The 26,821-nt window shown below is 38.8% G+C and carries 23 protein-coding genes; 11 read left to right on the forward strand and 12 right to left on the reverse strand.

Going from position 1 to position 26,821, the window contains the following annotated elements; genetic code table 11:
- Positions 1-418: 418 nt before the first annotated feature.
- The gene (locus ACCB35_RS03835) at positions 419-4,477 is read left to right on the forward strand and encodes a S8 family serine peptidase (protein WP_374055810.1); all 4,059 of its coding nucleotides are present in this window, start codon (positions 419-421) and stop codon (positions 4,475-4,477) included.
- 496 nt (positions 4,478-4,973) lie between these two features.
- Positions 4,974-5,669 (forward strand): dockerin type I domain-containing protein, encoded by a 696-nt coding sequence (locus ACCB35_RS03840; protein ID WP_374055811.1) that lies wholly within the window; start codon positions 4,974-4,976, stop codon positions 5,667-5,669.
- Positions 5,670-5,807: 138 nt separating this feature from the next.
- On the opposite strand, the gene ACCB35_RS03845 is transcribed toward ACCB35_RS03840, so the two are convergent.
- Together ACCB35_RS03845 and ACCB35_RS03850 are read right to left on the reverse strand one after the other, a co-directional pair.
- Positions 5,808-6,182, reverse strand: a complete 375-nt coding sequence (locus ACCB35_RS03845) for a YciI family protein (RefSeq protein ID WP_374055812.1) — start codon at positions 6,180-6,182, stop codon at positions 5,808-5,810.
- Between the two features lie 34 nt (positions 6,183-6,216).
- Entirely contained in the window at positions 6,217-6,600 is a 384-nt protein-coding gene (locus ACCB35_RS03850) for a hypothetical protein (RefSeq protein WP_374055813.1), read from the reverse strand.
- A gap of 109 nt (positions 6,601-6,709) precedes the next feature.
- Here ACCB35_RS03850 and ACCB35_RS03855 point away from each other — a divergent pair, with 109 nt between their 5' ends.
- On the forward strand, positions 6,710-6,874 hold the full coding sequence (locus tag ACCB35_RS03855; protein WP_374055814.1) for a hypothetical protein: 165 nt from the start codon (positions 6,710-6,712) through the stop codon (positions 6,872-6,874).
- Positions 6,875-6,995: 121 nt separating this feature from the next.
- Here ACCB35_RS03855 and ACCB35_RS03860 read toward each other — a convergent pair whose 3' ends face one another.
- Positions 6,996-7,166, reverse strand: coding sequence for a hypothetical protein (locus ACCB35_RS03860; protein ID WP_374055815.1), 171 nt, complete (start codon positions 7,164-7,166; stop codon positions 6,996-6,998).
- A gap of 594 nt (positions 7,167-7,760) precedes the next feature.
- Between ACCB35_RS03860 and ACCB35_RS03865 the strand changes: the two genes are divergently transcribed.
- Positions 7,761-8,030, forward strand: a complete 270-nt coding sequence (locus tag ACCB35_RS03865; protein ID WP_374055816.1) for a DUF3949 domain-containing protein — start codon at positions 7,761-7,763, stop codon at positions 8,028-8,030.
- A 44-nt stretch (positions 8,031-8,074) separates the two neighbouring features.
- Complete coding sequence (locus tag ACCB35_RS03870) at positions 8,075-8,347, forward strand: hypothetical protein (RefSeq protein WP_374055817.1); 273 nt, start codon at positions 8,075-8,077, stop codon at positions 8,345-8,347.
- Between the two features lie 184 nt (positions 8,348-8,531).
- Here ACCB35_RS03870 and ACCB35_RS03875 read toward each other — a convergent pair whose 3' ends face one another.
- The 3 genes from ACCB35_RS03875 to ACCB35_RS03885 all read right to left on the reverse strand — a co-directional run bounded on the left by ACCB35_RS03875 (position 8,532) and on the right by ACCB35_RS03885 (position 9,494).
- On the reverse strand, positions 8,532-8,807 hold the full coding sequence (locus ACCB35_RS03875; protein ID WP_374055818.1) for an FxLYD domain-containing protein: 276 nt from the start codon (positions 8,805-8,807) through the stop codon (positions 8,532-8,534).
- Positions 8,808-8,997: 190 nt separating this feature from the next.
- Positions 8,998-9,177 (reverse strand): hypothetical protein, encoded by a 180-nt coding sequence (locus ACCB35_RS03880; protein WP_374055819.1) that lies wholly within the window; start codon positions 9,175-9,177, stop codon positions 8,998-9,000.
- A gap of 53 nt (positions 9,178-9,230) precedes the next feature.
- Positions 9,231-9,494: a helix-turn-helix transcriptional regulator gene (locus ACCB35_RS03885; protein WP_374055820.1), complete on the reverse strand. Its 264-nt coding sequence runs from the start codon at positions 9,492-9,494 to the stop codon at positions 9,231-9,233.
- A 225-nt stretch (positions 9,495-9,719) separates the two neighbouring features.
- Between ACCB35_RS03885 and ACCB35_RS03890 the strand changes: the two genes are divergently transcribed.
- From ACCB35_RS03890 to ACCB35_RS03915, 6 genes are all read left to right on the forward strand, one after another.
- Positions 9,720-11,666, forward strand: coding sequence for a DNA/RNA helicase domain-containing protein (locus tag ACCB35_RS03890; protein WP_374055821.1), 1,947 nt, complete (start codon positions 9,720-9,722; stop codon positions 11,664-11,666).
- A 178-nt stretch (positions 11,667-11,844) separates the two neighbouring features.
- Complete coding sequence (locus ACCB35_RS03895; protein WP_374055822.1) at positions 11,845-13,395, forward strand: hypothetical protein; 1,551 nt, start codon at positions 11,845-11,847, stop codon at positions 13,393-13,395.
- 22 nt (positions 13,396-13,417) lie between these two features.
- A complete protein-coding gene (locus ACCB35_RS03900) occupies positions 13,418-14,416 on the forward strand; it encodes a hypothetical protein (protein WP_374055823.1) in 999 nt (332 codons plus the stop codon).
- Positions 14,417-14,511: 95 nt separating this feature from the next.
- Positions 14,512-15,912 carry a M20/M25/M40 family metallo-hydrolase gene (locus ACCB35_RS03905; protein WP_374055824.1) on the forward strand — a complete coding sequence of 467 codons (1,401 nt, stop codon included), beginning with the start codon at positions 14,512-14,514 and terminating at the stop codon, positions 15,910-15,912.
- Positions 15,913-16,025: 113 nt separating this feature from the next.
- On the forward strand, positions 16,026-16,349 hold the full coding sequence (locus ACCB35_RS03910) for a phosphoribosyl-ATP pyrophosphohydrolase (RefSeq protein WP_374055825.1): 324 nt from the start codon (positions 16,026-16,028) through the stop codon (positions 16,347-16,349).
- A gap of 66 nt (positions 16,350-16,415) precedes the next feature.
- Positions 16,416-17,285, forward strand: a complete 870-nt coding sequence (locus ACCB35_RS03915) for a phosphorothioated DNA-binding restriction endonuclease (protein ID WP_374055826.1) — start codon at positions 16,416-16,418, stop codon at positions 17,283-17,285.
- A gap of 51 nt (positions 17,286-17,336) precedes the next feature.
- Here ACCB35_RS03915 and ACCB35_RS03920 read toward each other — a convergent pair whose 3' ends face one another.
- From ACCB35_RS03920 to ACCB35_RS03945, 6 genes are all read right to left on the reverse strand, one after another.
- Entirely contained in the window at positions 17,337-19,163 is a 1,827-nt protein-coding gene (locus ACCB35_RS03920; protein WP_374055827.1) for an AIPR family protein, read from the reverse strand.
- On the reverse strand, positions 19,160-20,185 hold the full coding sequence (locus ACCB35_RS03925; RefSeq protein WP_374055828.1) for a PD-(D/E)XK motif protein: 1,026 nt from the start codon (positions 20,183-20,185) through the stop codon (positions 19,160-19,162). Before ACCB35_RS03925 ends, ACCB35_RS03920 begins: the two co-directional genes overlap by 4 nt.
- Positions 20,182-22,830 carry a Z1 domain-containing protein gene (locus tag ACCB35_RS03930; RefSeq protein WP_374055829.1) on the reverse strand — a complete coding sequence of 883 codons (2,649 nt, stop codon included), beginning with the start codon at positions 22,828-22,830 and terminating at the stop codon, positions 20,182-20,184. Before ACCB35_RS03930 ends, ACCB35_RS03925 begins: the two co-directional genes overlap by 4 nt.
- Positions 22,814-24,286, reverse strand: a complete 1,473-nt coding sequence (locus ACCB35_RS03935) for an ATP-binding protein (RefSeq protein ID WP_374055830.1) — start codon at positions 24,284-24,286, stop codon at positions 22,814-22,816. The genes ACCB35_RS03930 and ACCB35_RS03935 overlap by 17 nt, the downstream gene beginning before the upstream one ends.
- A 125-nt stretch (positions 24,287-24,411) precedes the next feature.
- A complete protein-coding gene (locus ACCB35_RS03940) occupies positions 24,412-26,118 on the reverse strand; it encodes a DNA cytosine methyltransferase (RefSeq protein ID WP_374055831.1) in 1,707 nt (568 codons plus the stop codon).
- A 119-nt stretch (positions 26,119-26,237) separates the two neighbouring features.
- Complete coding sequence (locus ACCB35_RS03945) at positions 26,238-26,660, reverse strand: very short patch repair endonuclease (RefSeq protein WP_374055832.1); 423 nt, start codon at positions 26,658-26,660, stop codon at positions 26,238-26,240.
- Positions 26,661-26,821: the final 161 nt, after the last annotated feature.

A 26,821-nucleotide genomic window follows, 5' to 3' on the forward strand; every position in this document is an offset into this window, starting at 1 on the left:
CCCCAATCTACGTTATATGATACATCTACATTTGTCGTACATTATTTATCGATACATTTTCAACGGCAGGCGACTCGTAAGAATGGTTCTAAGCAGCATGGGGGGAGCCGGTGCCGATTGCCTTGTTATAAATGCGAATCATTTGGAAGGGGGATCCCGCACCGTCCCTATGATTCCTGATAGGGACGTTCCAAGAAATTGACTTCAAATAGAAAGGAATAATCAGAAATCCCCCAATAGGATGACAAAAAAATGATTCATTCTGATTATGTTTGATCCTCAGTCAAGCTGATGGAAAGAATGTATTGTTTTCATTCGCTACTAAATACCTAATTGAAAACCCCCATAGTTTCTTCCATTGTTTCCCTCTAAAATTTTAAGTGTAAAGACAGTTGAAATCAGAATGGAGGAATAGTAGTTGAAGAAGATCGATTCTAAGAATCTATTAAAGGGATTGACGGCTTCTGCCTTGGTTGGATCTTTAGCTGTGAGTGGGCTTCCTTTGCTTTCCCAGGGGACGGATGTGGCGCAGGCAGGATCCGTTGTCACGTCGGATGAGGTGTTGAGTGCATTGACACCGGAACAAAGGCGTGTCGTGAAAGAGATCGCGAGTGCGTCTTCAGAAGGGGGCATTCAGCTTCCTGCCGGCTTGGACCTCTCGAGTGAGGAAGAGATTTCCGTCATCGTCGAATTGAAAGGACATGCTCCTGTGACAGAAGTGTTACTGGAAAAGATGAACGGGAACACGCTTTCTATGGAAGAAGCAAAGTCCAAAGTAGAGAAGGAGCATAAGAGTTTCAAAGAAGATCTTGAGAAACTGAAGATCAAAGGGAAGATCACAAGCTCGTTCAAGGAGTCCTATAATGGGGTGACCTTGTCGCTTCCTGCCTCTCAGGTGAGTAAGCTGGTAGAATCGAAACATGTCAAAAATGTGTGGGAGAACGGGAAGGTTGAGCTGATCGAGCCGGTTGTCAATGAAACGGAGCAAAGCAGTATCTATCTTGGTAAACACCCCCATGAAATGACGAATGTGGACAAGCTGCATGAAAAAGGATTGACAGGCAAGGGTGTCAAGGTGGCGGTGTTGGATTCAGGAATCGATTATAATCACCCGGATCTAAAGGGTGCCTATAAAGGCGGTTATGATTTCGTGGATGAAGATCATGATCCGATGGAAGCGACCTATGAGGAGTGGAAGGAATCAGGAATGCCTTTATACAATCCAACCTTGTATTACACCTCACATGGTACCCATGTAGCAGGGATACTCGCAGGTCAAGGAGATGGCAAATCTCCGCTTTCTGTCAAAGGAGTCGCACCGGATGTCGATTTATACGCGTACCGGGTACTGGGACCATACGGCTTCGGTTCGACAGAAGACATCATGCAGGCCATCGATCAATCGGTGAAAGAGAAGATGGATGTGATCAATCTTTCCCTTGGGAATATCCTGAATGATCCGAGATCCCCTTTATCGCAGTCCATTAACAACGCAGTTTTATCAGGGGTCACATCGATCCTCGCTGCAGGGAATGAAGGACCCGGGCTGTACTCTGTGGGATCACCGGCAACGTCAGCTCTTGGCATTACCGTAGGCTCGACGGATACAAAGGTGAGCTATGCCAACTTTATGGGGGCTCTTCAATCCGACCAGCTGCAAGGGGAAATCGAAGTGCGCTATTCAACTTCCGAGCTTGGAGTCAACCCGCGTGATTTGAAAGGAAAGACGCTTGAAATCGTGGATGTCGGTCAAGGGACGGAAGCCGAGTACGAAGGGAAAGATGTGGCGGGCAAGATCGTCTTAATCAAAACCGGTGGATACAGCCGGTTAAGTGAAGCCTATACGGTGGCGAAGGAAAAAGGTGCGGCTGTTGCCTTCGGATACTCCAAGAACTCTCCAGGATTCATCACGGATGCCTACCCGGATGATCCTCATATGCTTCCGGCCTTTACCCTGGAAGGAAGGAAAGCCAATGAAATCGTTCAGGCCCTTCAAACAGAGGAAGTCACCTTTACATTCAATGAGGTGAAAGAAAGAGAAGTCGCAAGGGATGACTACGTTTCATTCTTCAGCTCGAGCGGACCGGCAAGACTGACGTATGATATCAAGCCGGAAGTAGTCGCACCAGGGGCCGGCATCTTATCCACAGTGCCGAAGTACTATCACCACGTGGAGGATTACACACAGTCTTACGCCAAGTTTTCGGGTACGTCTATGGCCACGCCTCATGTGGCTGGAATCGCCGCCCTTCTCCTTGAAGCGAAGCCGAAGAGCGATCCGGATGACATCAAGGGCATGCTGATGAATACAGCCGATGATCTCATTGCCAACTATAGTGTATTTGATTTAGGTGCCGGTAAGCTGGATGCACTGGAAGCATCCAAGGCGACGACCCTTATCCAGGTAGAAGATACAACGCCACAAATAAAGAACAACAACGAAAAGGAAATCGATGAGTTAACGGGAGCTTTAAGCTTCGGGACCAAGTTTGTCAATGGAATGGATATCGAGGACTCCCGCGACATCACCATTCAGAATACATCGGACACGGAGAAAGAATTTGCCGTTGATGTCACTTTCAATGTAAATGCAAGGGGGTCCGTAGATGGGGAGGCCCAGGGTGTGAAGATTGTGACTCCTGAAACGGTCTCAGTAAAGGCCAATGGAAAAGAGGGGTTCTCTGCGGAACTTCTGATCCCTGAAACGGCAGTAACCGGCATTTACGAAGGGTACGTAACGTTTACCAATCGTAAGAATGAAGAAGAAGTGTATCAGATTCCATTCGCCGTAAGGAAAGTGAAAGAAGGGGTCGACTATGTTCAAACGACGGATGTCCTCTCGACGGTCAGGGAGAATGGGTACGCCAGAACGCCTGCATTGAACGGAAGCTTCTCCTTGAACTCTCATATGAAGAGTGTGGACATCTTCCTGATGGATGCTGAAACGAATCAGGATATCGGGTTCCTTGGCAGTATGGATGGGCGATTCATCCCTGAAAATACTCCGGGTTATGTTTACGGATTTTTTGACGGGAGCTATTATCCGTTAACGGATGACGCGGATCACCCGATTGCTTATGAAACCGTCGAAGCGGAACAAGGTGCTTATAAAGCGAAATTTGTGTTTACAGCAGACGATGGGAAAGAAACGATCATCGAAAAGCCATTCGTCCTCGATAACGAAATGCCGAGTGTAAAGACAGACCTTGAAGAACGAATCATTGAATTGGAGCCGGATGCGACATCATTCGCCATCAAGGGCTCTATCCACGATGAACAAATCGGCCTGGCCAATGAATTGGGAATCAATGTGAATCAAGGAAAAAATGGTGTATTTTACCGATCTAGTGGCAGTTACTACGATCAACCCGTTGCGGTGGATGATGAAGGGAACTTCCAGATTAACGGCTATCTCCCAAGCTACAAGAAAGTCACTTCCTATATCGTGAAAGGAAGAGACCGGGCAGGTGTGAGTGCCCAGCAGCATGAATACTTCTTTGTGAAGAAGGGGACGCCATACCTCGCGACTGTCCCGGCTGAGAAAGAGGTGATGACGGGAGAGAGTATGAACTACTCCGTTTCCGCTCATCATCATGATGCCTGGAAGCAAATCACCTACTCGTATGCTTTCGATCAAACAATCATCAACGTCGATAAAGTGCAAGTCTCAGAGGAATTCAAAGACAAGGTTGCTGTTGAAACAGAAGTAACATCCAAAGGGATGACCGTTACATTAACATCTGTAACAGGCGAAGCGATTGCGGCTTCGGCAAACAGCTCCTTACTGGACATACAAGCGACGTTTAAAGAAGAAGGATTTTATCGTAAGGATCTTCCATTGACGGCAAGTGCCATCAAGTTGACGAAAGCCGATGACACCATCGTCAATCTTGAAGGGATTTCTCCTTCTGTCCAAGCCTGGTCAAGTGTCTCTGAATTGACGGGTGACCTAAACGGTGAAGCGGTCTTCCTCCGGGATGGCTATGGAAAGCTCCTCACAACAGATATTGACTACAAGGCACTGGGAGCAACCATCAAAGCCACCGACAAAGAGGGTAAGGAATATGAAGGACAAGTCATCGAGGACGGGAAGTTCAAGATCGAATTGCCTTCCACCCAAGAACAGATGACCCTTACCTTTGAAGCACCGGGCCATCTGAAAGTCGTGAAAGAATTCCAGATCGGCCGTGAGAATAGGTATGGAGAAGAACAGACCATCAAATTCTTCCCAGCCATTGCAGGAGACGCCAACCACGACCAAATAGTCGATATCCGAGATGCTGTCTACCTTGAAACGCACTGGGGTTCTGCTGAACGTCAGGCAGACTTCAACTTTGACGGGAAAGTCGATATGGAAGACATGACGTATATCCAGAAAAACTACTTATTGGTGAATCCGATGGTAGAAGTGAAGGATAAGGCGAAAGAGAAGGATGCTGGTAGAAGTCTTGAGGATATTGTGGAACGATTACAGTAAGGCTGTATTGGTGACAACATGACGCAAAAAGAAAGACCGCTATGATGAGATAGTGAGTTTATGTTAGTGAAAGATAGTTGCCAGTCCCCGGTTGATCTTATGATGAACCGGGGGCTGGCACTATTTTTTGATTTTTTTGTACTAGCGGACTTCCGTATTCGCTTCGCAACGACTTCATCAAGGATATCATTTTACGCTAATCTGGACATTTGACCAAGTCGTTATTTACCCTCTAAGACTATTCCTCTTTTTTTCATTTCACCTGAGCAAATTTTCAAAGGGGTTCTGTTATATCCTAAATATGTAAATAATCAATTCGTTTATCTGATGGTCAAATGAATAATAAGGAGAGGGTTTCCATGTTTGATGCGTTAGCTGGAATGGGGTTCTTGGGGTTCCTGGTTTTTATCGTGTTGGGATTGGTGGCGTTGGTGAAAAACAAACCATTCATTTGGATATAAACAATCCAGAGGGTCTAACCGGCACCACCCCGGCTGTGAATGTAAAAGTGAAAGTGAAAGATGAAAAATACTATGAGGGTGTTTTACAATTACAAAATATAAATTCTGCCTATACGAATGACGAGGGCTCTGAAGTTTCTCTTCCTAGTTTAGCGGTGGAATCTTATGTTGACCCGTCCTTTTCACAGATGAAAGTTCCTATTTTTGCTGAAGGGATTCCGTTTGGGAATGATTTTACCAAAGCAGGGATTGATGGGTATGCAACAGATGATTCCAACCATCAATACAACGGAACGATTGTGATGGAGAATAACGGCATTGCTGAATATCCAAGACTTTATGTTAAATTGCCGATTACAGACGAAGAATTCACCTACTCCATCCATGTACCAGGGCACTTTAAATATAGCAACCCATTCACGGTCTTTAAGCAAATCGGGGAGAAGATACGAGGCGAATTTGACACCGAAGGCTTTCCTCAGATGATAGCAGGAGATGTCAACGGTGACCAGGTCATTGATATCTTGGACGCCATCTATATGCAAACATACTGGGGAACGGATCACCGTGATGCGGATATCAACTTTGACGGTATTGTTGATATGAACGATTTCACATTCATAGAAACAAACTATGGCCTACAAAATCCTACCGACCCAAGTGCACCGAGAGCAAAAATGAAATACAAAAATAAGACGCTGGAAACAGTGAAGAAGGAATTAGAAAGCTAATATTTTTGATTGAAGCAAGGGGGCAATCCTCTTGCTTCATTTTTTTAGAGCCGGGGGGACCAGACCCTGTAGCTTCGATCCTATGGCGTCTTCCATCAGAACCGTCCCCTTGCTTCTTCTAATTGATTTTATGCTAACTCACTTATCATTTTTAAAGTAATGAACAGGACGAATCTCGATGCGCCACCCAAACTCTTCTCCTATATTTAATTGCGTGGTCGGATGAATAGAGGCGAGCTCGATTGCCTCATCCATGTTCTTTGCTTCAAAAATGAATATGCTGCCGATCAGCTCTTTGGATTCGGTAAACGGACCATCTGTTACCATGACCTTCCCGTCCACACGGCGCAAGTTTTTGATCTCTGACTCCAGACCTGCATCAAGCAGCACCTTCCCACTTTCGTAAAATTTCTCCGTGTACGGCTGGCATTCAGCCATCACAGCCTCAATCTCCGCACTTGGACGTGCATCCATTTTTTCAGAGTTGAAATACCCCATGCATAAAAAGATCATCCTTATCTCTCCTAAGTTATTCAATTTTTTTGTATCATCTCAGTATAATTTCATACAGTATGATCGATACGATTGCCTGGATGACTAAACATCCGAGTAATAGACCTTTTTTCAGAATCCAATTGAATTTTGAGAGTTTGGTGTAAATGAAATAGCATAACCCTATGGTGGTCTTCTGAAAAAAGTTACTCATTTTCATAATGGGATTTTCGGGGTTTTCATAAATGGAGACTCTGTAGAAATCCACCATGGTGTTCCCTAATAATAAAATCGAAAAACCGAAACCTAGTTGTGTAAGTAAAATGGCAATCAATACATACTTCATGAACTCAATGATCATGGGGAGTGTGAAGAGCATGAGATTCTCCTTTTTATTTGGAAGCACGAGAACTTTTCCCCGTGTACATACACCAATCATACAAAAATATCCAAATTAAAGTCTAGTTATATACTAGCCTATTGTCTCACTGCTCTCGAACCGTCATTCCCTTTTTTCGATACAACAGAGAGGTAAAAGGAGGTATTCTATGAAAATGATTCGTTTCTTATGCTTGCTGATGGTGATTTTCTCAAGTCTCGGGATGGCAGGGATGTTCATGGAGGAGCCGACTGTTCCCATTGCGGTTAATTATGTGGCGATATTTGTGCTTTCTCTAGGTATTGTGGTGATGGCGTATCAGAGGAAGGTATAAGGAGGGGTTGGATCCGTAGTAAAAGGGAAGGTTAACCATAGGGTGCCTGATACTTCTTACGTTATAGACTTTCGCCACGAAGACCAGGCACCCATTTTTGAAGGAGCTTATTCAAGTGATATTATTTCCTTTGTTTCAAGGAAACGTAAAGGACAGATGCAAGATATAAAATCGCAGCTACCATACCCATCTGATAAGATTGTTCAGGGGTAGAAGATGCTGTACTTACCACTATCACAATGAATAGTCCAAGGATAAACACGAATGCTCCTGATAAGAAATTTTTTGTCATTTGATATCTCTCCCTTATGAAATGTTAGTAAGCGGGAGAAGCTTTTTCTGCGTTAGTTACAAAGCCTGCACTCATATATACTAAATCCAAAAGTAATATCTCTAGATCTCCATTCTAAGTGGCTATATTCACCAGAAGTAGTAACTAAGGCTTGTGAAACCACCTTCTCCATGTACCAAATCCACATCATACCGTACTCCTGTTTCTCCATCAACATTGATTCTGGTAAGACTTGTATGTGTAACTTGTTTTGACTATGGGGAAAATGCATGAAAAAGGAAAAAGTATGAGCAGACGTCTGTTCATACCTTTTTCTTTATTATACAAAAGTTAACGTAAGTGACTCTTCTAGATCGTCCCATTCAATTGTGACATAAATGGGCTCATCTTTTGTCTGCTTAGAGCACCCATGAAAGCACAGGGCCAGTTCTCGTGTTTCTTTTTATATGAGGTGGAAGCGGGAGAACCGTCCCCGTGCTCCCCCTCAAATTAACTACACGACAAAAGACCGCCATTAACGAAACTTTCCAATTCAGTTAAACGTATACATATATAAGGAATAAAAACAGTGGTCCACTTGAGGAGGCAGTCAAAATGGAATTGTATATCTTTCTAGCTGTTTTCGGTTTATATGTGTTGATTTCCCTGTTGATCTTACCTATGCAATATCGCTTCTTGATCGCTTTAAAAGCTGAAGAGGAGAAGAACCGTTTAAAAGGGAAGAAACAGGGAGAGATGTATGATGGCATGAACGCAGGAGAGTTAAGCCTTCATGGTAATATGCAGGGGAATCCGTTATTTTTTCTGGCTAATGTTTTTGCTTCTATTTTGTATAGGGTGAGGCATGGTGGGGATTGGAAGTAGGCAAAGGGATTCTTTTTCCCTGGCTTTCTTAAGGAGGTATTTCAGTGAAAGGGAAAATGGGGAAAACAAGCATGGTAGAAAACCTAATAGGTAGTTTGTTATTTTTTTGGGCAGGGTTTCAAGCCTTTTACTTCATAAAATATGGACATGAGACTGAATTCGCCTATTATGTGAATATTGCAGGCCCTGCCCTTCTATGCCTGCTATTATTAACTTTAGCTATCAAAAAAATCACGGATAAAAAGATTATAATGTTTTCCTTATACATAAGCCTTTCTATCGTTGTCGCTTATGTATCTTCTGCCTATTTTTTATAAAAGAAGAAGATTATATATACTACTAGATTGAAAGCACGGAAACGATCCCCATGCTTCTTTTTCTGCAGATTTGGAAGCAGGAGAACCGTCCCTGTGCTTCCCCCATTAAATTGGAGTGGGGGTAGGGAAGTCGCCGCCTAAAGAAAAAAAGACATCCTCCCAAGGAGAATGCCTAATAAATGACTTACTCTGACTCTGCAATATAATAATCTGCTTCCCATTCCATTTTCTCGAAATCTTGAATATCTGTTTCAAATTCGAATAATACTTTTTGGCCGGATTTCCATGTATTTTCATGGTAAGCGAAAGCAGTACCGATTATCACTCCCTCTGCGTCAAAGAAGTTAATATCAATATTAAAGCTCTCTAAGTCAGCTCCAGAAGTATTCTCAAGAGTGGTCGTATAGGTGGTCCAATCATATTCTGTTTTTACTTTGGTGAAATTGATATTGCGGACCATTTCATCAATCTTTTCAGTTATTTTGTTTTCTTTTTTAACTAATTGGGTTAAACGGGGACGGTTCCCACTCTACTTTTGTAAAGAAATCGCATAGGATTTTTGGGCTGTAATGCAGGAGAAGAACTTGATCTGGATGTTAAAGGACTTTAAATAATAAAAGTCGCTAGAAATGAAAAAAGAAAGCTGCAACTTATCCCCGTAAGCCACAGCTTTCTTTTTTAGCCAGCCTAATAACTTCCTTCACATCAGACCCTCTAAATATAGAAGTCTTACAATCATTTTCCGTCAAATAGATTTCCCCATAGGCGTTCTTCTCATCAAACCCAACAATCATAAAATTATAAACCTGCTTATCTTTGAATAAAACCATTTCCATCTTTTTGATTTCAATCACCTCTGCTTAAATAGGAGTATTGAATTTACTTAAGTGGAAGAATCACTGTTTCTATGTTCCCTCACACTCTCCCAGACTTCTTCATTTAAACGATCTACGCTGATTCCCAAAGCCATCGCAATCTTTGATAGGGTATAGGATTCAGGAATTCGTTTACCGCGTTCAATCATACTTATCGTGGTCCGGGCAAGTCCTGCTTTCTCTTCTAGTTCTGCCTGAGTATAGCCCAATTCGTCTCTTCTTAATCGTAATAAAATAGCTAAATATTTGCCGTATAATTCCCGCTCTGTCAATGGTTTAACCCCTTTTACAACCATTATCAAATTGTGAAAAATGGTGTGGAACGGACAGGTCGTCAACTTATTACAATTAATGGATAATTTTTATGATTTATTTTTGCTGCATGTACAGCTTTTTGGAAGTTAAAAATAAAGGACGTAGAATCCCGACCTCCCCTTGCTAAATCCCAAATTTAACTAAATAATAGGAATATACTGTTAGACGAAAGGCTGACGATAATGATCGTATATGAAGCTACTAAACAAGAGTTTCTTGAAGACGTTTTTCATGATGAATTGGTTAATAATATATGCAGTAATTACACGTCGAAGATTGGCAAGATCAATGAGCGGGAGGTTCGCTCTTGGGATAATTCGATGCAGTACATGTTTCGTGTGCTTAGTGATCAAGAGATTCCTGGTGATGCTGGGGTGGCGATTGAGTTTAAGATTCCTCATACGTCGCGCCGGGTGGATTTTCTGATCTCTGGGAGAGATGGGGAGAAGAATTCCATTGTGATAGTGGAGCTGAAGCAGTGGGAGTCTGTTGAGGTGATCAGGGGGAAGGAAGCGATTGTAAAGACAGCGATGAATCGCGGTCTGGTGGAGACGACTCACCCATCCTATCAGGCTTGGTCGTATGCATCTCTCATCAAGGATTACAATGAGAATGCCCAAAACGCCCAGATGGAGCTGTATCCTTGTGCGTATTTACATAATTACTTAAATCAGGGGGAGGGGGATCCCCTGACAGACCCGGTCTATGATTATTATATAGAACAGGCGCCAGTCTTTGTGAAGGGTCAGGCTAAGAAGCTTCGGGGCTTTATTAAGCGTTATATTCAGGTTGGGGATAACAAGGAGAACCTCTATAAAATAGAGAATGGTCGCATCCGTCCATCGAAGTCACTTCAGGATTCGTTGAATCAAATGCTAAAGGGGAACGACGAGTTTGTCATGATTGATGATCAAAAAGTGGTGTATGAGGAAGTCATTCATTTGGCAAAAGAAGCTCTTCGCACAAATACAAAGCAGGTACTGGTCATCCAAGGTGGTCCCGGTACAGGTAAATCGGTTCTCGCAATCAACTTACTGGTCCACCTAACCAACCTAAGCATGGTCTGTCAGTATGTTACGAAGAACGCAGCACCTCGAAACATTTACTCTACCAAACTGAAAAAAGATTTCAAGAAGGGACATATTGATAATTTGTTTAAAGGATCCGGAAGCTACTTCGATGCTCCCAGGGATGAGTTTGATGCGCTAATCGTGGATGAAGCCCACCGACTGAATCTGAAGTCCGGGATGTTTCAACACCTAGGTAAAACTCAAACAAAGGAAATCATTGAAGCATCAAAGCTCTCCATCTTCTTCATTGATGAAAGACTGCGCGTCACGTTAAAGGATCATGGAAGTCTTAAAGAAATTGAACGATTTGCCAAAGAAAACAATGCACCGCTCACGATCATGAATCTCGAATCTCAATTTCGCTGCAGTGGCTCCGATGGTTACTTAGCGTGGCTAGATGATGTTCTACAGATTAGAACAACAGCAAATGCCAATTATATTGGCAGTCAGTATGATTTCAGGGTCTTCAACGATCCGAATGAACTGAGAAACGAAATTGAGAGAAAAAATGCCAACAACAAATCCCGAATGGTTGCAGGCTACTGTTGGAACTGGGACAAAGAGGGGAAGAGCAATACGGACTATCATGACATTGTTCTTGATGAATACGACTTCAAGATGAGCTGGAACCTCGATAATTCAGCCACCTGGGCCATTGATGTCGATTCTGTTAAAGAAGCCGGCTGCATCCATACATGTCAGGGGCTGGAGTTTGAATACGTAGGGGTGATCATAGGGGATGACATGAGATATGAAAATGGGCAGGTCATCACAGATCATACCGAAAGAGCCAAGACCGATTCTTCTCTGAAGGGCATTAAGAAAATGCTGAAGGAAGATCCGGATAGAGCCGAGAAGGCAGCGGATGAGATTATACGGAATACGTACCGGACGTTGATGACTCGTGGGCAGAAGGGGTGTTATGTGTATTGTACGGATCCTGAGCTTGGACAGTATTTTAGGGAGCGGTTTGAGGAGAGTAGTCGGGAGTATGGTGGGAATGAGTTTTTTAGAAGTGGAAGTATGGTTGCTGAGGGGAAAGCGGAATATAGGTACTAGGCTAGAAAAATAATAAGTTGTGGGACCCGTCCCTATAGTTATTCACACCCACTATTTTAAATCTTGGCGTAAGAGAACAAATACGACCCTTCCTCAAGTATTCAAACAAACCAGTGACAATGGTGTCATTGAGAGTTGTTTATACTAATATTATTAATCTATAAGGGGATGGCGCTGTATGTTACAGACAATTATTAAAGAAGTAATGAGAAAAGGAAACATAAGAAATATTGATTCATTAGAAAGGGACATAAACATCGTTCTCACTTATTTTGGATTTGGTAAAGAACCCAACCCAACCTATCAATCTATCGCAGAAGAGTATGGAGTGAGAAGACAAAGAGTAGGACAAATTATATCAACAAGATTTATTGACAAGGTTGCAAGTGGTAACTTGGAAATTCTACAGGATATAGAGAATATTATTAAACAAGAGGAAGCAATACTTATCAAAGAATTACTCCAAACACTCATAAATAAAAACTTTCTAGATAACCAAGTGAATCCCAAAGGGCTTTTAAGTCTACTCCACAAATTCAACCTCTGTAATGAATATAGCCTCTTTAATCTAAACATAGAAAGAGCGTCTGAAAGTGATTTTGTCAGTAAGCAGGAGCTACTTCTTGTTAAAAAGGGACATGAGACAGAGTTAACAACCAAAATAGGTAGCATCAAGACATTTCCAGGTCTTCATGGTTTGGTTAGGTATTCAGAGGTCGTAGCAAGAAATGAATGGCTTCAAGGTGAAAAGGCAGAGTTTTATAAAAAGGTGATAACCTCTTCCAAAAATGTGTGTACAATCAACGATAGCGAGGGGGATATGTGGTACCTATTTGAGGATCGTGCTAATGTCCTGATTAATACGTTAGGTAAAATAAGGAATATAACAAATCAAGTAAAAATAGACATTCTAGCCCAAACCATCCATTCAGAAATAAATAAAAGGACACTTCAAAAGGCTATACCTAGTGTTGAAATGATAAAAAGTTATCTTATTCAATCAAAATTTGTTACGTCAGATGGGGAATATGCTCTTTTAAATGTTGATAAAAGAGAACTCCGAGATATCGAGAAAGAAATTTTAAATTATTTTTCTGAGGAAAAGAAGATATCAGCCACTTTTTCTGAAATAAACGCTTATCTCACAAAGAAGGGATTCAGTGATGCAAGTATCACTCAGAAGGTTTATCATTGTTCCTTTCTTTATGTAGATAAGAGCGGGGGCAGGAGGAATTATAAGTTTATTCTTATTTTAAGGTTTACCCCTGAATATGATAATACTCAAGAAGAAGTCCGGTATAAAAAGTATCGCGACAGATTAAGCCAGTTGATAGGAAGTACGGATACTTCCAGAGAGGTTAAACTAAGGAATGAACAAGCTATCTTACGAGATTGGCTATTTAAAGGGAAAGATGCTACATGTTGTGCTATTTGTGGAAGGTTATTTACGACCGGTTCATTGGTAGCTGCTCATAAGAAAAAAAGAAGTCATTGTACAGATGAAGAAAGAAAGGACCCTAACATCGTGATGCCGGTGTGCTTGTTTGGGTGTGATACTTTATATGAAAGAGGAATTATATCTGTTGAAAGCGGTAGCATAGTGGTTTGCTGGCAAACAGGTTTACAGAGAGCCGAGATAGAATATGTAGAGGGATTGGAGCACAGGAAAGTGGATGAACAGTGGTTAGTAGGGAAAAGCACTCAGTACTTCGATAAAGCAATCACATAAAAAGTAAGGGGATATGGATGAGATGAGGCATAAAAAATTATCTATTGATGAACTCCTAGATAGGGAAGAAATTCTAAGATTAGAAATAGCTTCAGCCGATGACCCATCATACTATGAAATAATCGCGCTATATAAGAATTTGTATAAGCAAATCCGGGTAGATAAGACAGGAGAGTATTTACCGAGTCTGGAAAAAGTGAAAAGGAATCTAATTTTTCATTTAATTGAGTACGGCACATTCTTGAAGACAAGTGAATATAAAAATGAAAAAACGGCAAAAGATAGTTTAGAAGATGCAATTAAAATTGATAAAAGGTTACCCATTGTACATTATAGATTAGGTTTTTTGGCTTATAAAAATAATTTTCTAAAGGCTCTGATCCACTTTCAAGATGCACTCACTTATCAGGAAGAGGTTCAAGATGTTCAATACAAATTAAATAAGCAACAGGTTTATAATTGTCATTTGTTTTTGGCGAATTGTGGACTTTTTATTGCAGAGAAAGCTCAAAAAGGAATAGAAGGATTAAATGAATTTGGAGAAATATCAATTCCTACAAAATATGAAATTTCCCCTTTTTATGAGTTGATTAGAAAAAACGAGAAATATCTTGAAAATCATTCATATGTGAAGATAACTAATGAAGGGTCAACATATTGCAACAGAGACGATTGTGAAGGGGCATTTTACACAGAGAATACAATTATTATTGATTCAAGCGGGAGGAAGGACTCTGTTATCTTTAACGAGAGAGAAAAGAGCCTATCTAAAAAACACGCGGAGATGTTACGAACCTTTTTGTTGAATAGTAATGAGAGCAACCCCTTAACTAAACATACATTTTATGATTCGTTTTTGAATGCGAATGTAAATGGAGACATTCCTACAAATACCTATGTTAAAAATGTACAAAGGTTGAGGGAACACTTGAAAGAAGTCGGAATAGAAGCTGAGGTGCTAATAAATAAAAAATTCAAAAAAAAACGGGATATTACTATAATGAAAAATATCCATTTATGATTTTAAGTCGTACCGATGAACTGTTCTAATTTGATGACAGGTCTGTCATCGCCCCTTTGAGATAATTGGTGTACAAACGAAGGGGAGATGATGAGATGAAAAAAACGTGGAATCAGTTATTTGTCAGACAGGGATGGTTATTGGATGAAGTGGAAGGAAATATCTTTGATTGCAGCCGAGAAACGGAAGCAAATGTTGAGTTTCTTATCAAAAGTTTAAATGCTGCTGGTGTGGACCATACCATCAATAAAGGAAGATTGATACTGTTTAGTGAAGTGGTACTTGAAGAGGAGTGGCTAAAGGCTGTTGATTATAAAGGACGTGGACATGGAGAAGGCCTTTGGTTCCGCCCCGGTATAGAACAGCCGAAAGTAGCTGAGCTTGATACGTATATCAGCGGTATCGTACGACAGCTGAATCGACTCGGCTTTCACACAGAGGGCTCCTGTGACGGCCATGAAAGAAGACCTGCACATGTCATAGTTACAAAGGAAAGGAACCTTGATGAGCTAGTAAGATTGTTATTGGCACTAGGAATCAAAAAAGTTTATTCCAGAGAAAAGAAGAATAGTAACCATATAACACTTCATTTAAAGCGTAACCATCTCCTAGATCTGGCAGAAAAGCTCAGCCTCGTCAAAGCAGATTGGGTAAGTAAGGGAGAAGCATTCATAAGAGAAAAGATGTTTCAGCATCAATTGGAGGAACTTCTCATGATTCCAGGTGCAAGCGGTAATGAAGGGAAGGTCAGAGACTATGTAGTAGAGAAACTAATGCCCCTCGTCGATCATCTCACCATCGACCGAACAGGTAATATTCTGGCTGAGAAGACTTATAAAACCGGGCATGGACCTGTCATCCTATTGAATGCACATTTAGATACGGTATATGAAATTGAGGAAGACCGCGAAATTATTAAAGAGGGGAAGGTCTGGTCCAGCAATAAGGGGATATTAGGGGCTGATGACCGTGCAGGAGTGGCCGTACTCCTTCATATTGCTGAATCCCTGCATCTGTCTACAACCTTTAATGGGAAGGTGAAATTCATCTTCACAGTGGAAGAGGAATGCGGACTGGTGGGAGCAAATGAGGTTGATGATTACTTCATTTGGAAGACGGATGCAGCTATTGTGGTTGATCGCCGTGGAACGGGAGATATCGTTACTTCTTGTGGTGGATATATCCCATTTTGTCATCCCCTATATGGGAGTTTCTTTGAAGATGTGGCAACGAGTGAATGCTTAAACGGCTGGAAGATAACTCCAGGGGGCAGTAGCGATACACGAGTTTGGGCAATGCATGGTATTGAAAGTGTGAATTTATCTGCAGGTTACTTTAATGAACATACCGATGAGAAATGTTTGGATGTGGAGGGCTGTTACAGAACGGCTATACTAATAGAGGGTGTCTTTAAGAGAAACAGGGAAATGAAAGGTGTTTTAAGAGAGATAAATCGAATGAAAAGAGTAAATAAATTTATAGCAGAAGCACTCTGAACTATTCATACAATAGGGGAGAGGGCCACTTTCAAAGTGGCTTTCCTTGCTTGATAATCATCTCTAATACAATTTTTAAGTATAGATAATACAATCAATAGGAGATCACCAACATGCCGGCATACAACAAGTTAGTCAGGGATAATATCCCACAAATCATTGAAAGTAAAGGTAAGAAGTATTCAGCAAAGATCCTTAACGATGAAGACTACATAAAGTATTTAAAAGAAAAAGCTTATGAGGAACTGGATGAGTACTGGGCGTCTGGAACGGATGGAGAAGCAGTGGAAGAGCTTGCTGATCTGTTAGAGGTTATCAGGGCTTTGGCTAAGCAGCATGGATCTTCTATAGAAGAAGTGGAAGCTGTGCGAAAAGATAAGTCTGTGAAGCGTGGCGCATTTCAGGAGAAGGTGTTTTTGATTGAGGTAGAGGATTGATTCAATTGAATGTGTATCCGATCTAATATATAGGAAAAGATAAATCTCTAAGCAAGGTGGAAACTAATGAACAGCTTTGAATTAAAAGATAGAATCAACAATCTGTCCATATGGAAGAAAGGGGATCAGAGAGCCCCTCATAAGCCGTTATTAATTTTATTCGCATTGGGACAGCTTCAAGCGGACAAACCCAGATTCATAAGTTATGAAGTTACAAGGGAGAAGCTGACAGAGCTGCTCATGGAATTTGGCCCTCTCAGGAAATCCTATCATCCTGAAGAACCTTTTGTGCGTTTGAGAAGAGACGGGTTTTGGCTTCTGGATAATGATGCGAATGCAAAGAGTCCAAGTAATCGTCAATTACTTGCCGATGAAGTTGCAGGGGGATTCACCCCGGAAGTTTATCAACTCCTAAAAAATGACCCCAGACTCGTCCAAGAGATTGCCCATATTATATTGGATAGTCATTTTCCAGAAACAATCCAACAGGACATACTGGATGCGGTTGGACTGGATTTTACAATTTATACAAAAAAGAAAAGAGATCCCAAATTCAGGGAGAAGATCCTCAGGTCTTATGGGTACAGCTGTGCGGTATGCGGTTTCAATGTTAGGCTCGCCCACGCTCTTGTCGGAGTTGAAGCAGCCCACATCAAGTGGCATCAAGCCGGTGGACCGGATACCGAAGAAAACGGGATTGCCTTATGTTCGCTGCATCATAAGCTCTTTGACAGGGGAGTGTTCACGTTGACGCATGAGCGTAAGTTGGTTGTGTCTCAGGATGAACATGGGACTCATGGGTTTGAAGAGTGGCTGCTAAGGTTTAATGGGCAGAGGGTTAGGGATCCGATTCAGGCGTACTATCATCCGGATAGTTCATTTTTGCATTGGCATGTTAGGGAAGTGTTTAAGGGACCGCACTACGGAATAAGATAGATAGAAAAAGAAGATAAAGTTAGCATATATAACTTTACCTTCTTTTATATTCTAAACAATGTATTTTAGCTGTTTTTCACATTCACTAACAAACTCTTTCCAGCACTGTTCCCTCTTCGCCCACTGAGTAACATTTTGTTCACCAGCAGAGTTTCTTAGAAACTCTAAAGTTGTTTGTGCAATTTCCTTAATAACGTTATCCCATTTATCTGATAGAGACTGATTGTTCCAAACTTCCTCTAGGTTAATAGAGTCGCCATATAATTTATTTAACATTGCTGTAGAGTAATAGACAACGTTAGCCTTATAGCCCTTTAACCCTAATGTATTCACAACATCCTGAACTTTTCTGTTAATAATAACTCTTGCAATGAGCCTTTTATACATAGTAGAAGTAAATTCCTCTAGGTCTTTAAGTTGATTCTCACTGTTTTTTTCGTATTTCCAGTAAGACTTATTCTGCTCCATAAACTTCTTGAATGCTTCTTCTCCACCTTTACTTGAAACGTGAGGGAAGCCTTCCCAAGACATAAAGTTCTTCGCCAGGTCTACTTTATTTAAAAGTAATTCCTTAGGGAATTCTTTTTTGAATTCAGTTTGTTCTTTTCCTCGTTTTCTACGGTTTAAATCTACCATATATTGACCGCGTGCTCTTTCAAAGTACCATTTGGATTCAGCTTTTCTCTTGTCTTGTGAAGGGATCCAAACAGTTCTTGAGTAATGTTCAAGAGAAGACATGAATTTTGTATTTGCTAGTAAATCTGATTGATTAATTTTATTTTGCGTATTGGCGTATTTAGAAATTTTAGCTACCATTTCTTCTTCAGCTAACATAGAACTGTCGCTGTCAGCTGTATGAAGAATGGTTAATTTTGTTTGGACAAATACTTCACTTAAATCTACACCGTCCCTATATGCTTTATGGATTGAAGCGGTTGTTTGTCCGCCGTTAACTATTTGCCAGCCTTCTAACGTTTCGATATTAAAAACATGGGATCCGTTAGAAGAGGGTGTTAAATTACCAGATCGAGCAACGCTTGAAATTCCGTTGTTGTAGACTATGAATAAGTCTTTCTCGCTTTCATTTTTTAAGGTATCTCTGATACCTTTATTTGTAGCACCTCTCGCTTGTAAAAAGGATCTGACATTCCTTTCAACTAGTTTAGGTCCCCATTTATCATAAGCTTTTGCTAGTAATTCTGCTGAAATAAATCCTATATAACAATCAAAAGTGTCTTGAGTTTCAATTAGACTTTTGGGCTGAGGTACTTTCATTAGTTCAAAAGATTGATTAAATTCATCTTGGAAATTAATGAATATCGTTGATGATTCTTGTTCAGACGAGACTATCTGAAACAATCTATCTATATCCCATATCTCTACATCCACCTGGATGTTTTTTGAAATAGTAAGTTCGATTTGCTTATTGGTTCTATAATATTTATTCGTTAAAACAGTAATGTTTAAATGTTCAATAACACTTTCTTCATTCTTTAGAAGTGAGAGAAGGTCATTAATATCATGAGATGGATCAATAGGAAGAGTATTATATTGAGTAAAAAATCTCTTAGCTTTATTTGCTAATTCTTTTAAGGCTGTCATCGTGATTTCGTCGGGCTGATCCATAAATTCATCAAAATCAATAATATATAAGTTCAATTCTTTTTCATCTTCTTCATATGAGTATGCATCTACTTGTACATTGAGATTGGGTCTGTAGAATTCAACATAAATAGGAGAAGAAGGGAAATCCATATATTTTACGTACTCTTCTAGAAAGGCTTCAAACGGTGACATTTTTAATGTTTCAGTTTGTAAATCTTTCATGAAATCGTTATAAAAAGATTGAAGCTCATGCTTTATTTTCAAATTACTCACCGTCCTGCTATTTTAAATATTGTTTCTGATCCAATTTTTGAAGACTCACAATGAGTTAAATCAATTGAGTATGAAATATGAGATATTCCATTGGATAATGAATCTGCCGGTATCCTTGGAAACTGTGAGTCTACTTCATAAGTTTCTTCTTTTAAAACATTCATATAAAGATCAGTATATTCATCGTCATCAAAACCGGAACTTCTTAAAAGGTCGTCAAATTTAAGTGAGAGTTGAAGGGAGAACCTTCGAAAATGCTCCCTAAGTTCATCTGCTAAGTCTTGAAGGGTAAGCCCTATGCTGCGGCTGACTTCTAAATAGCAAACATATAAATATATTTTTGGAACTGCCTCAGTGATATTTAATTGTTTTTCGTTTGATATACGAATCTTCTTATTAATCTGGTCTTTAACAGTCTTAATTTCAACACCGTGTTTATTAGTTGTAAAGTCTACTCTCTCACTTAGAGGACCGCCCCAGCCTTTAAGTAGAAGAGGGGGTGTCTCTGGATTAGTTTCAATCCATCTTTTCATAAACCAAAGTTCTCCAAATAAACCCCTTTGCTGATCTTCATTTAACTTTTTAAACCCGCCGCGTTTAAAAAAACTTTTCCATTTCTCCAGAACTTTAAAGATAACGGTAAAAAGAGGTTCATCTGCTTCTTGGGTTACGATATGATCAAACAAATTTTGCATGATAGTTTCAAATAAATCCCCAGTTTCTGAATCAGCTTGAATAAATTCAATGAAGTAACGGTCTTTCAAGGGACCAAATGAATCATGATGCTCCATTTTTATATTCAAACCATGCCATTTTGGTAAAGCTTTCATTTGATCGTCTTCCCATGGACCGTCTGGTATTTCTATGAAAAAGTATCGGTTCTCTGATGCATGATCGATACCGCAGAAAGCAATTATGTCATCTTGAAATAAAGGTACCATCGGGACTAGCTCTGATTTATCATCACTTTTTATTATTTGGGAAAAAATGTTCTTAAATGTATCTATAACTTCAGCATTCATTGAAGTTCACTCTTTTCATAAATGGTTTTATTTTTTAAATATACTTGATCGCTTATCTTATGGTCTGTAGAAGGAAAAGCAACAGCAAATGCTATAGGCACTAAGTGATCGTTGAATCCTACACTTTGAACATTTTTAAACACATTAGCATGAGGATTTAACGGATAAATAAATAGTTTAGGCTTAGAAATACTGCCGCTTTTTTTCTTTTCGTCAAAGTATTTTTGCTTAGCAGCTACAATGGCTTTCACATCCACCCGGTCATTAGGTATTTTGTCTGCACTTGCGCCACGTGTGACGGTATATGAGAGTGAAAGCGGGCCGAGACTTACTTTTTGATTGTCAACCTCTTTGGTTGGGATACCCTCTACGATAACGACTTTCCATGATTTTAAATCATTGTATTCTTCAGAATTTAATAGTTTGATGTACTCAATAATACTTTCAGAGGAAGATTTTGTTGAGCCATCATATGTCTTATAGTTTCTTAAAAACTCAATGACATCATTTACTTCGACATCAGAAGCCACATGATATTTTGTTTTTGTTTTTTTCTCTTCAACTTCTTGTATTTTTATTTTGGGATAAACTCTATTTATTAGTTCGACTGTCGTATTCATATTATTTATAAAGGAGGATTTTTCCTTTGATAATAATCTTGTCTGATGAAGTTGGCCACTATAATTCTGATAAGCTGCTCTTACATTCTTCATTTTTAAGTTACTTGTTAACATCATTTTAGGGTGTGCTAACATTCTAACTGCATAATCGCTGGGAGATAATTTTTTGTTCTTCATCTTGTCAAATTCTTCTCTTAGTTGATGCATCGCAATGGCTAAATGTTCAAAATTAGATGCAATATCATCAGAAGTGTAAATTCTGCACAGATCCAAGTATAATTTTCTATATCCAAACCAGCGTCCCATTTGCATCAGAGTATCGTACATTAATGTGTTGCGGTAATAGTAACTGATAGATAGACCTTCTAGAGTGAGACCTCTGGATAATTTGTCACCGCCTACTGCGATAACATTCAATCCTTCTTCTTTGTACTTGTGATATTCTAATGCATCCTCGCTGTCCCCATTTAATTCCATCACATTAATTTTTGATGCTGTTTTTTTCATCACTTGAAAGACATCTTCCCACTCAAAAGTATCGTATTTCGTACCCGTCGCTTGATTCCATTTTTTTGTTTTTTGTACAAATTCATTATGATAAAGATTTTTTATCTGTTGTACATCTGAACTAGATGTGTCATACCTAACATTATTTACGATGTTTTCAAATTCTTCTTTTACTACCTCTTTAAGAGACTTTTGGACAAGCGTAAATCTCGAAGTATGTATCAGCATTGAATTATGTTCGTTTTCATCCCCTCGCAAGTTCCTGACTGAAACGGCAATTAGAAATGAGAGTAGCGCTTCCTTTAATTTTGGAGGAACACTATCCACTTTATAATGTTCGTCCTTCTTCTTTATACTCTTAAATAAATTCTCATCGTCTTCTCCAATATCAATAATTAAAGAGGGTCTTTTATCGTCTGCATTTTCAGCAGCATTAAAGAACTCATCAGGACCGCAGTAAGCATCAGGTTTTGGAAGTCCAACTAAAAAATCTTTAGGATATAAATCCTGTCCTTCAGCTTGGGTTTCATTGTGCGCGCCGATTAACAGGTTGGCAAAAGGGGTTGCAGTATAACCTACATAAGCCTTTTGATTAAACAACATAAGGGTTTCTCGAATCAATCGATTAATCGTTTTAGGATCTTCCCCTTTTTTCTTATCACTGGTATCGATCGAAGCTTGATCCGCCTCATCATCGATAATAATTACTGGGATATTAGAATCACCAGCCTGTTTAATTAAATTAGTGAGGAGTTTTATTAAGTGTTCTAGTACATCTTTATTCTTTTTGACGACTAAAAGAGTTCTGCTTCCGCTTAAATTATATGAAAGATTTAATGGTATTCCCGTAATATCTTCATTTACAGTAGTGAGGGACTGAATAAAATGCAACTTATCATTTTTGACGATTGATCCGACTCCCTTATTGGATTGTCCAATAACTTCATCTTCCAATCTGAGCTGTGTCTGTGCTCTTAAATCGTTATGAATACCTGATAGAACGATTGCAATTTTATATCCTTCATCAAAAGCCTTATTTAAAAGACCCGTAAAGTTCGCTGTTTTTCCTGATTGGACATATCCAAGGACTAAACCACGGACGTCGAATGGATCAGTTGCTTTTGGATTGCCCAAGGACTTTAAAACTTCATCCGTAGTTTCATCTATAACATCAATTACATTTTGTTCCCAATTTTTTTTTTGCACCAAAAATTGTTGATACCTTTGCCAGAAAAATCTATTACCTTTTCCAGGTGTGTACCAACCTTTAGGATCCTTTATTCTGAGTACAAGAGGGGAGGATGTATAAACTATACCTCCGTCTCCAAATTTTTTTTGAAGTTCAAGTTTCCAGTTTTCAAGAATACGCTTTTCAACCCCTGATGAGAAAATTGTATCCATAATTGTACAGGTTTTTTCATATAATTCTTGTTTAGGGGATTTCGCATCAAGTGATTTTAATAAGTTATATTGAGCTTTAAATTTATTAAAATACTCTTCTTTAAGTTGATTTAACATGATTTCGCTCCTCTAATACAGACTTAATGGTAAAACGGTTAAATCGTTCCATAGAAGGTGTCATTAAGATAATATTAATCAATTCATTAGCATCGTTTGAGTCTACCAGCTGTTCATACATACCTGCCAGTTGTATAATTAGTTCTTTATCGCTGTCAGTAATTGGCTGCATAAGTTCTTCTTCGACTTTAGGTACGATGACAATATTCGCGGGAGAACCAAGTTCAACTAGTTTTAGAAACATTTTTAAATCTTTAAGATTTTCATCAGAAGTATTCTTCATTATCTTTTGAAGTAGGGGGTGAGAACGATTCAGCTTGAAAGCCGTACCATTCTCTATATTCTCTTGCTGCCAAGTATTTACATTACTGCGGATTGTAGTGTCACCTGAATTACTTTGAGTTCTAAAATAGAATACTTGTTTAGAAATTTCCCGCGCTTCTTTTGCAATTGCTTTTAATTGATTCTTGATGAAATCCGGGGGATTTACTGTTGATTTTTTTATGTCTACCTGCCATATTTCATCTGATTTATTTGTAATATCAATTCTTACTCTTGCCAATTGTGAAGCTTGATCTTTTGGAAATAGGTCGAGCCAGTTTCCGAAGTGAAGCAGTCTATTTTCTCTATAAATATAGAATCCCTGATGGTCATTCCAGCCTTTTACCCCTCCGGCATTTTTGTATTCCGTTTGATTTAAATAAGAGGCATGCGGCAGTATATATGTACTTACATTAATTAATCCCGATGTATCCTTAAGTACTCTTGGTCTTAATGGATTAGTAAAGTCGTGAGTGGTTAAAAAAGGATCCCAAGCTTCAACTGAGTTACCATTAATCCTCATGCTTATTTCTCCAGAAAGTATGCTGTGAAAGACGAAAGAAGTATGTTTGTATATTCTATCAATTTTTCTATTAAAACTGTCCGGCAGTATGGGGGCTTCTCCAGCCCTCATAAACCTGTCAAGTTTGTCTATAAAGACTATTGTGCCTGATGTATTATCTATATCAGACATAAGGCTTTTTACTTCTTCAGGTATGCTGGTGAATAATTCCCAGTTATTCGTCTCTGATACGTGGTCTAAGTCCCAGCACCTTTCAACTAAGGATTCACCTTGTTTGCTAATCACACTTAGCCGTTTCCCTAATGAAAAAGCAGCAGTTTTAAGCCCCATTCCAAATCTGCCTAACTCTTTGTTTTTCCGTTGGTGGCGGGGGTCTTTAGAGCCAATTGACATGGCAATTTGTATCTCTTCCAAGTTCATGCCTGTTCCATTATCTTTAATCTCTATATAACCATTTCCATAGTTATAATCAAAATTCATATCTATTAGTGACGCTTTAGCGTCTATTGAATTATCTACAATATCAGCAATAGCTGTTCTAGCATTATAACCTAATGCCCGTAAGGCATTTATTACGGGACCAGCTGAGGGTTGAGTTAAAATTGTTTGCATATCTATCTCCTTACAAAAATAACTTATTTTATTCAACACATTCCGACTATGTACTTATATTGCTATTGTAGTATAAATTGCTATATTTTGTTATGTTAAATTACGGAATAAAAAAAGACAGGCTCCTATTTGGAGCTGTCTATTTCTTGAATTTCATCTAAATATTCAACTAGCTTTTCTGCTATAGCCTTTGCCAATAAGGGGGGAACAGCATTACCTACTTGTTGATATTGTTCATCCTTTCTTCCATGAAACTCGAATGAATCCTTAAATGACTGAAGACGGGCTGCTTCCCTTATACTCAGAGCTCTTGCTTTTGTTGGATGCTGCCACATAGATTTACGGACATTCACCACAGTAGGGGAAGGTTCATCATAATTGAGTCTTAAGTACACGGTATTTTGTGTTCTTGATGCATCTCCGTAACTAGACTTTAATTCTTCTGATAAGCTGTGAAAGTTCTTTCCATTTGTTTTTCGGATCTCTTCGAATCTTTTTTTTATAAGTGGGGAGCTATTCGTATTAACATGATTAAACAAGAAATTTTCAGTAATACCTTTTCTAAAGTAATCCTTAACTAGTGAAGATGCTTCCGGTAAGTCAATATAGATGTTCTTATTATAATTATCGAATTCCTGCTGAGGTTCAATATTTTCTAAATCATTAATTGCATCTTTTACAGTAAATAGGTTATTGGAAGTTTGCTTAGGAAGTTTTACTTCAGTAATTTTGTTTCTAACACCCATCATGATAAATCTCTTTCTTCTCTGGGGAACACCGTAAAGAGATGCATCTAGTACTTCTGAATCCAGTCTATATCCTAGGTGTTTAAATACTTTCTTTAAATAAGTTACAACATTATATGAATATACTACTGCCTCAACTTTTATATCTCCATTACTCTCAGATTTAGTTTCGAGTTTAATACATTTAATTTTTTCGTCTTTTAATTCTTTGCATCGTGTTAAGAATCGATTATATTCATTAAATGTAGATAGATGAGTTGTTAATGGTTCAGATGTTATTGACCCCATTAATATATTATCTAACAATATTTTTAAGTTATTAACAGTGTTTTCGATAAAAATATCTTGAGAGTTATAATTTTCTAACACAGCCAATATTCTCTCGACCTCAAGTTTTTCTTGATTGCTTTTGAGTGTAATACTTCTATACTTCTGAAATCTACGCTGTAACGTTCGTAACCTTGTAAGTAAATCTTTATCGGCTATGATAGGTGAAGGGACTTCTTTTAATGAATCGTAGGCAGTAACTAGATTCTTAGACAAAGTACTTGTAACAATTAAATCTATACGGTCTTCTGAATATATTACATCATCTCCTGAAATTTTTTGGAGATGGTCTAATGAACTATAATCAACTGTTTGTGAGTTATCTTCAGTCACAAAAAATTTATGGGTTTTTGATTTCATTGTTTTTACATTTTCCATAACAAAACCAATAGGCTTAATTTCATCAATAGCCCTTACAAATTCTTTTACCAATTGGTTATTCCCTGAAATCAAATAATTTTTTTGCCGATTCGCATTGGAAAATCCTTGGCAAGGAGGTCCGCCTACAATTACAGTTTGCAACGGATTTAAATTTAAAGTAGAACTTATGAATTTAAAGTCCATCTTAGTTATGTCACTTTCTCCATTTTCTTCTGCCTTAAGAATAAGATCACTTCTATGATTATGTTCAAAAGTTTTACGGGCAGCTTCATTTATTTCAACAGCGCCAACTACTTCAAACCTCTTAGTTTGTTCGAATCCGTTACTAAGTCCCCCTGCGCCTGCAAAGAGATCAATCAATTTATATGATTCTTTCATGGTATACACTTCCTGTAACTTCATATTTATAAGCAGCATAGCTTACTTTTTTTATTAAAGCAACTATTAATTTTATACTTAACATTATGATGGTGTCTACCTGTTACTTCTGGGAATAATCACGGATAGGGATTTTTAGCATCTTCAATAAAATTAAGGATTCTTTCAATCGTGAGGTCAAAATTCTCTTTAAGTTCGTGCTCCCATATTCTTAGTATTCTCCATCCTTTTTTTAGGTAAAACTCACTCACCTCTAAGTCTCTTTCTTGATTCCTATATAATTTATTTATCCAATACTTTTGATTGGATTTCGGCATATTCCCATGAAGAGGACATACATGCCAAAAACATGAGTCTATAAAAATAACCAGTTTATACTTTTTTATTGCAATATCAGGTTTGCCAGGCAGTGTTTTCACATTTTTCCTAAATCGGGCCCCATGTTTCCATAGTTCACGTGTGACTTTATCTTCCAACTTGGATTGTGATTTTATTGCCTGCATATTTTTTCTTCGCTGATCTTTTGTTAGATTATCGGTCATTCATTCTCACCCATTTTTATTATTTATATCTTACATCTTAAATTTTCCCCATATATAAGAATTAGAAACGATATAAATCAAAAGGAGAGAAGATAGATAGGAATGTAATATTTGTAAGACAAATGTAATTTTAAGAGAAAAATTGTAAAAATATATGATAA

The sequence above is a fragment of the Rossellomorea sp. FM04394 genome (genome assembly GCF_041889765.1).
In the GTDB taxonomy this organism is placed as follows: Bacteria; Bacillota; Bacilli; order Bacillales; family Bacillaceae_B; genus Rossellomorea; species Rossellomorea aquimaris_B.

Bases quoted from the DNA above. Each gene is read 5' to 3' on its own strand.
- ACCB35_RS03900 (WP_374055823.1), top strand. From the start codon at position 13,418: ATGAGGCATAAAAAATTATCTATTGATGAACTCCTAGATAGGGAAGAA.
- ACCB35_RS03925 (WP_374055828.1), bottom strand. From the start codon at position 20,185: ATGAATGCTGAAGTTATAGATACATTTAAGAACATTTTTTCCCAAATA.
- ACCB35_RS03915 (WP_374055826.1), top strand. From the start codon at position 16,416: ATGAACAGCTTTGAATTAAAAGATAGAATCAACAATCTGTCCATATGG.
- ACCB35_RS03850 (WP_374055813.1), bottom strand. From the start codon at position 6,600: ATGATTGGTGTATGTACACGGGGAAAAGTTCTCGTGCTTCCAAATAAA.
- ACCB35_RS03875 (WP_374055818.1), bottom strand. From the start codon at position 8,807: ATGGTCCGCAATATCAATTTCACCAAAGTAAAAACAGAATATGATTGG.
- ACCB35_RS03945 (WP_374055832.1), bottom strand. From the start codon at position 26,660: ATGACCGATAATCTAACAAAAGATCAGCGAAGAAAAAATATGCAGGCA.
- ACCB35_RS03865 (WP_374055816.1), top strand. From the start codon at position 7,761: ATGGAATTGTATATCTTTCTAGCTGTTTTCGGTTTATATGTGTTGATT.
- ACCB35_RS03880 (WP_374055819.1), bottom strand. From the start codon at position 9,177: ATGGTTTTATTCAAAGATAAGCAGGTTTATAATTTTATGATTGTTGGG.
- ACCB35_RS03860 (WP_374055815.1), bottom strand. From the start codon at position 7,166: ATGACAAAAAATTTCTTATCAGGAGCATTCGTGTTTATCCTTGGACTA.
- ACCB35_RS03935 (WP_374055830.1), bottom strand. From the start codon at position 24,286: ATGCAAACAATTTTAACTCAACCCTCAGCTGGTCCCGTAATAAATGCC.
- ACCB35_RS03940 (WP_374055831.1), bottom strand. From the start codon at position 26,118: ATGAAAGAATCATATAAATTGATTGATCTCTTTGCAGGCGCAGGGGGA.
- ACCB35_RS03910 (WP_374055825.1), top strand. From the start codon at position 16,026: ATGCCGGCATACAACAAGTTAGTCAGGGATAATATCCCACAAATCATT.
- ACCB35_RS03890 (WP_374055821.1), top strand. From the start codon at position 9,720: ATGATCGTATATGAAGCTACTAAACAAGAGTTTCTTGAAGACGTTTTT.
- ACCB35_RS03845 (WP_374055812.1), bottom strand. From the start codon at position 6,182: ATGATCTTTTTATGCATGGGGTATTTCAACTCTGAAAAAATGGATGCA.
- ACCB35_RS03905 (WP_374055824.1), top strand. From the start codon at position 14,512: ATGAAAAAAACGTGGAATCAGTTATTTGTCAGACAGGGATGGTTATTG.
- ACCB35_RS03930 (WP_374055829.1), bottom strand. From the start codon at position 22,830: ATGTTAAATCAACTTAAAGAAGAGTATTTTAATAAATTTAAAGCTCAA.
- ACCB35_RS03895 (WP_374055822.1), top strand. From the start codon at position 11,845: ATGTTACAGACAATTATTAAAGAAGTAATGAGAAAAGGAAACATAAGA.
- ACCB35_RS03855 (WP_374055814.1), top strand. From the start codon at position 6,710: ATGAAAATGATTCGTTTCTTATGCTTGCTGATGGTGATTTTCTCAAGT.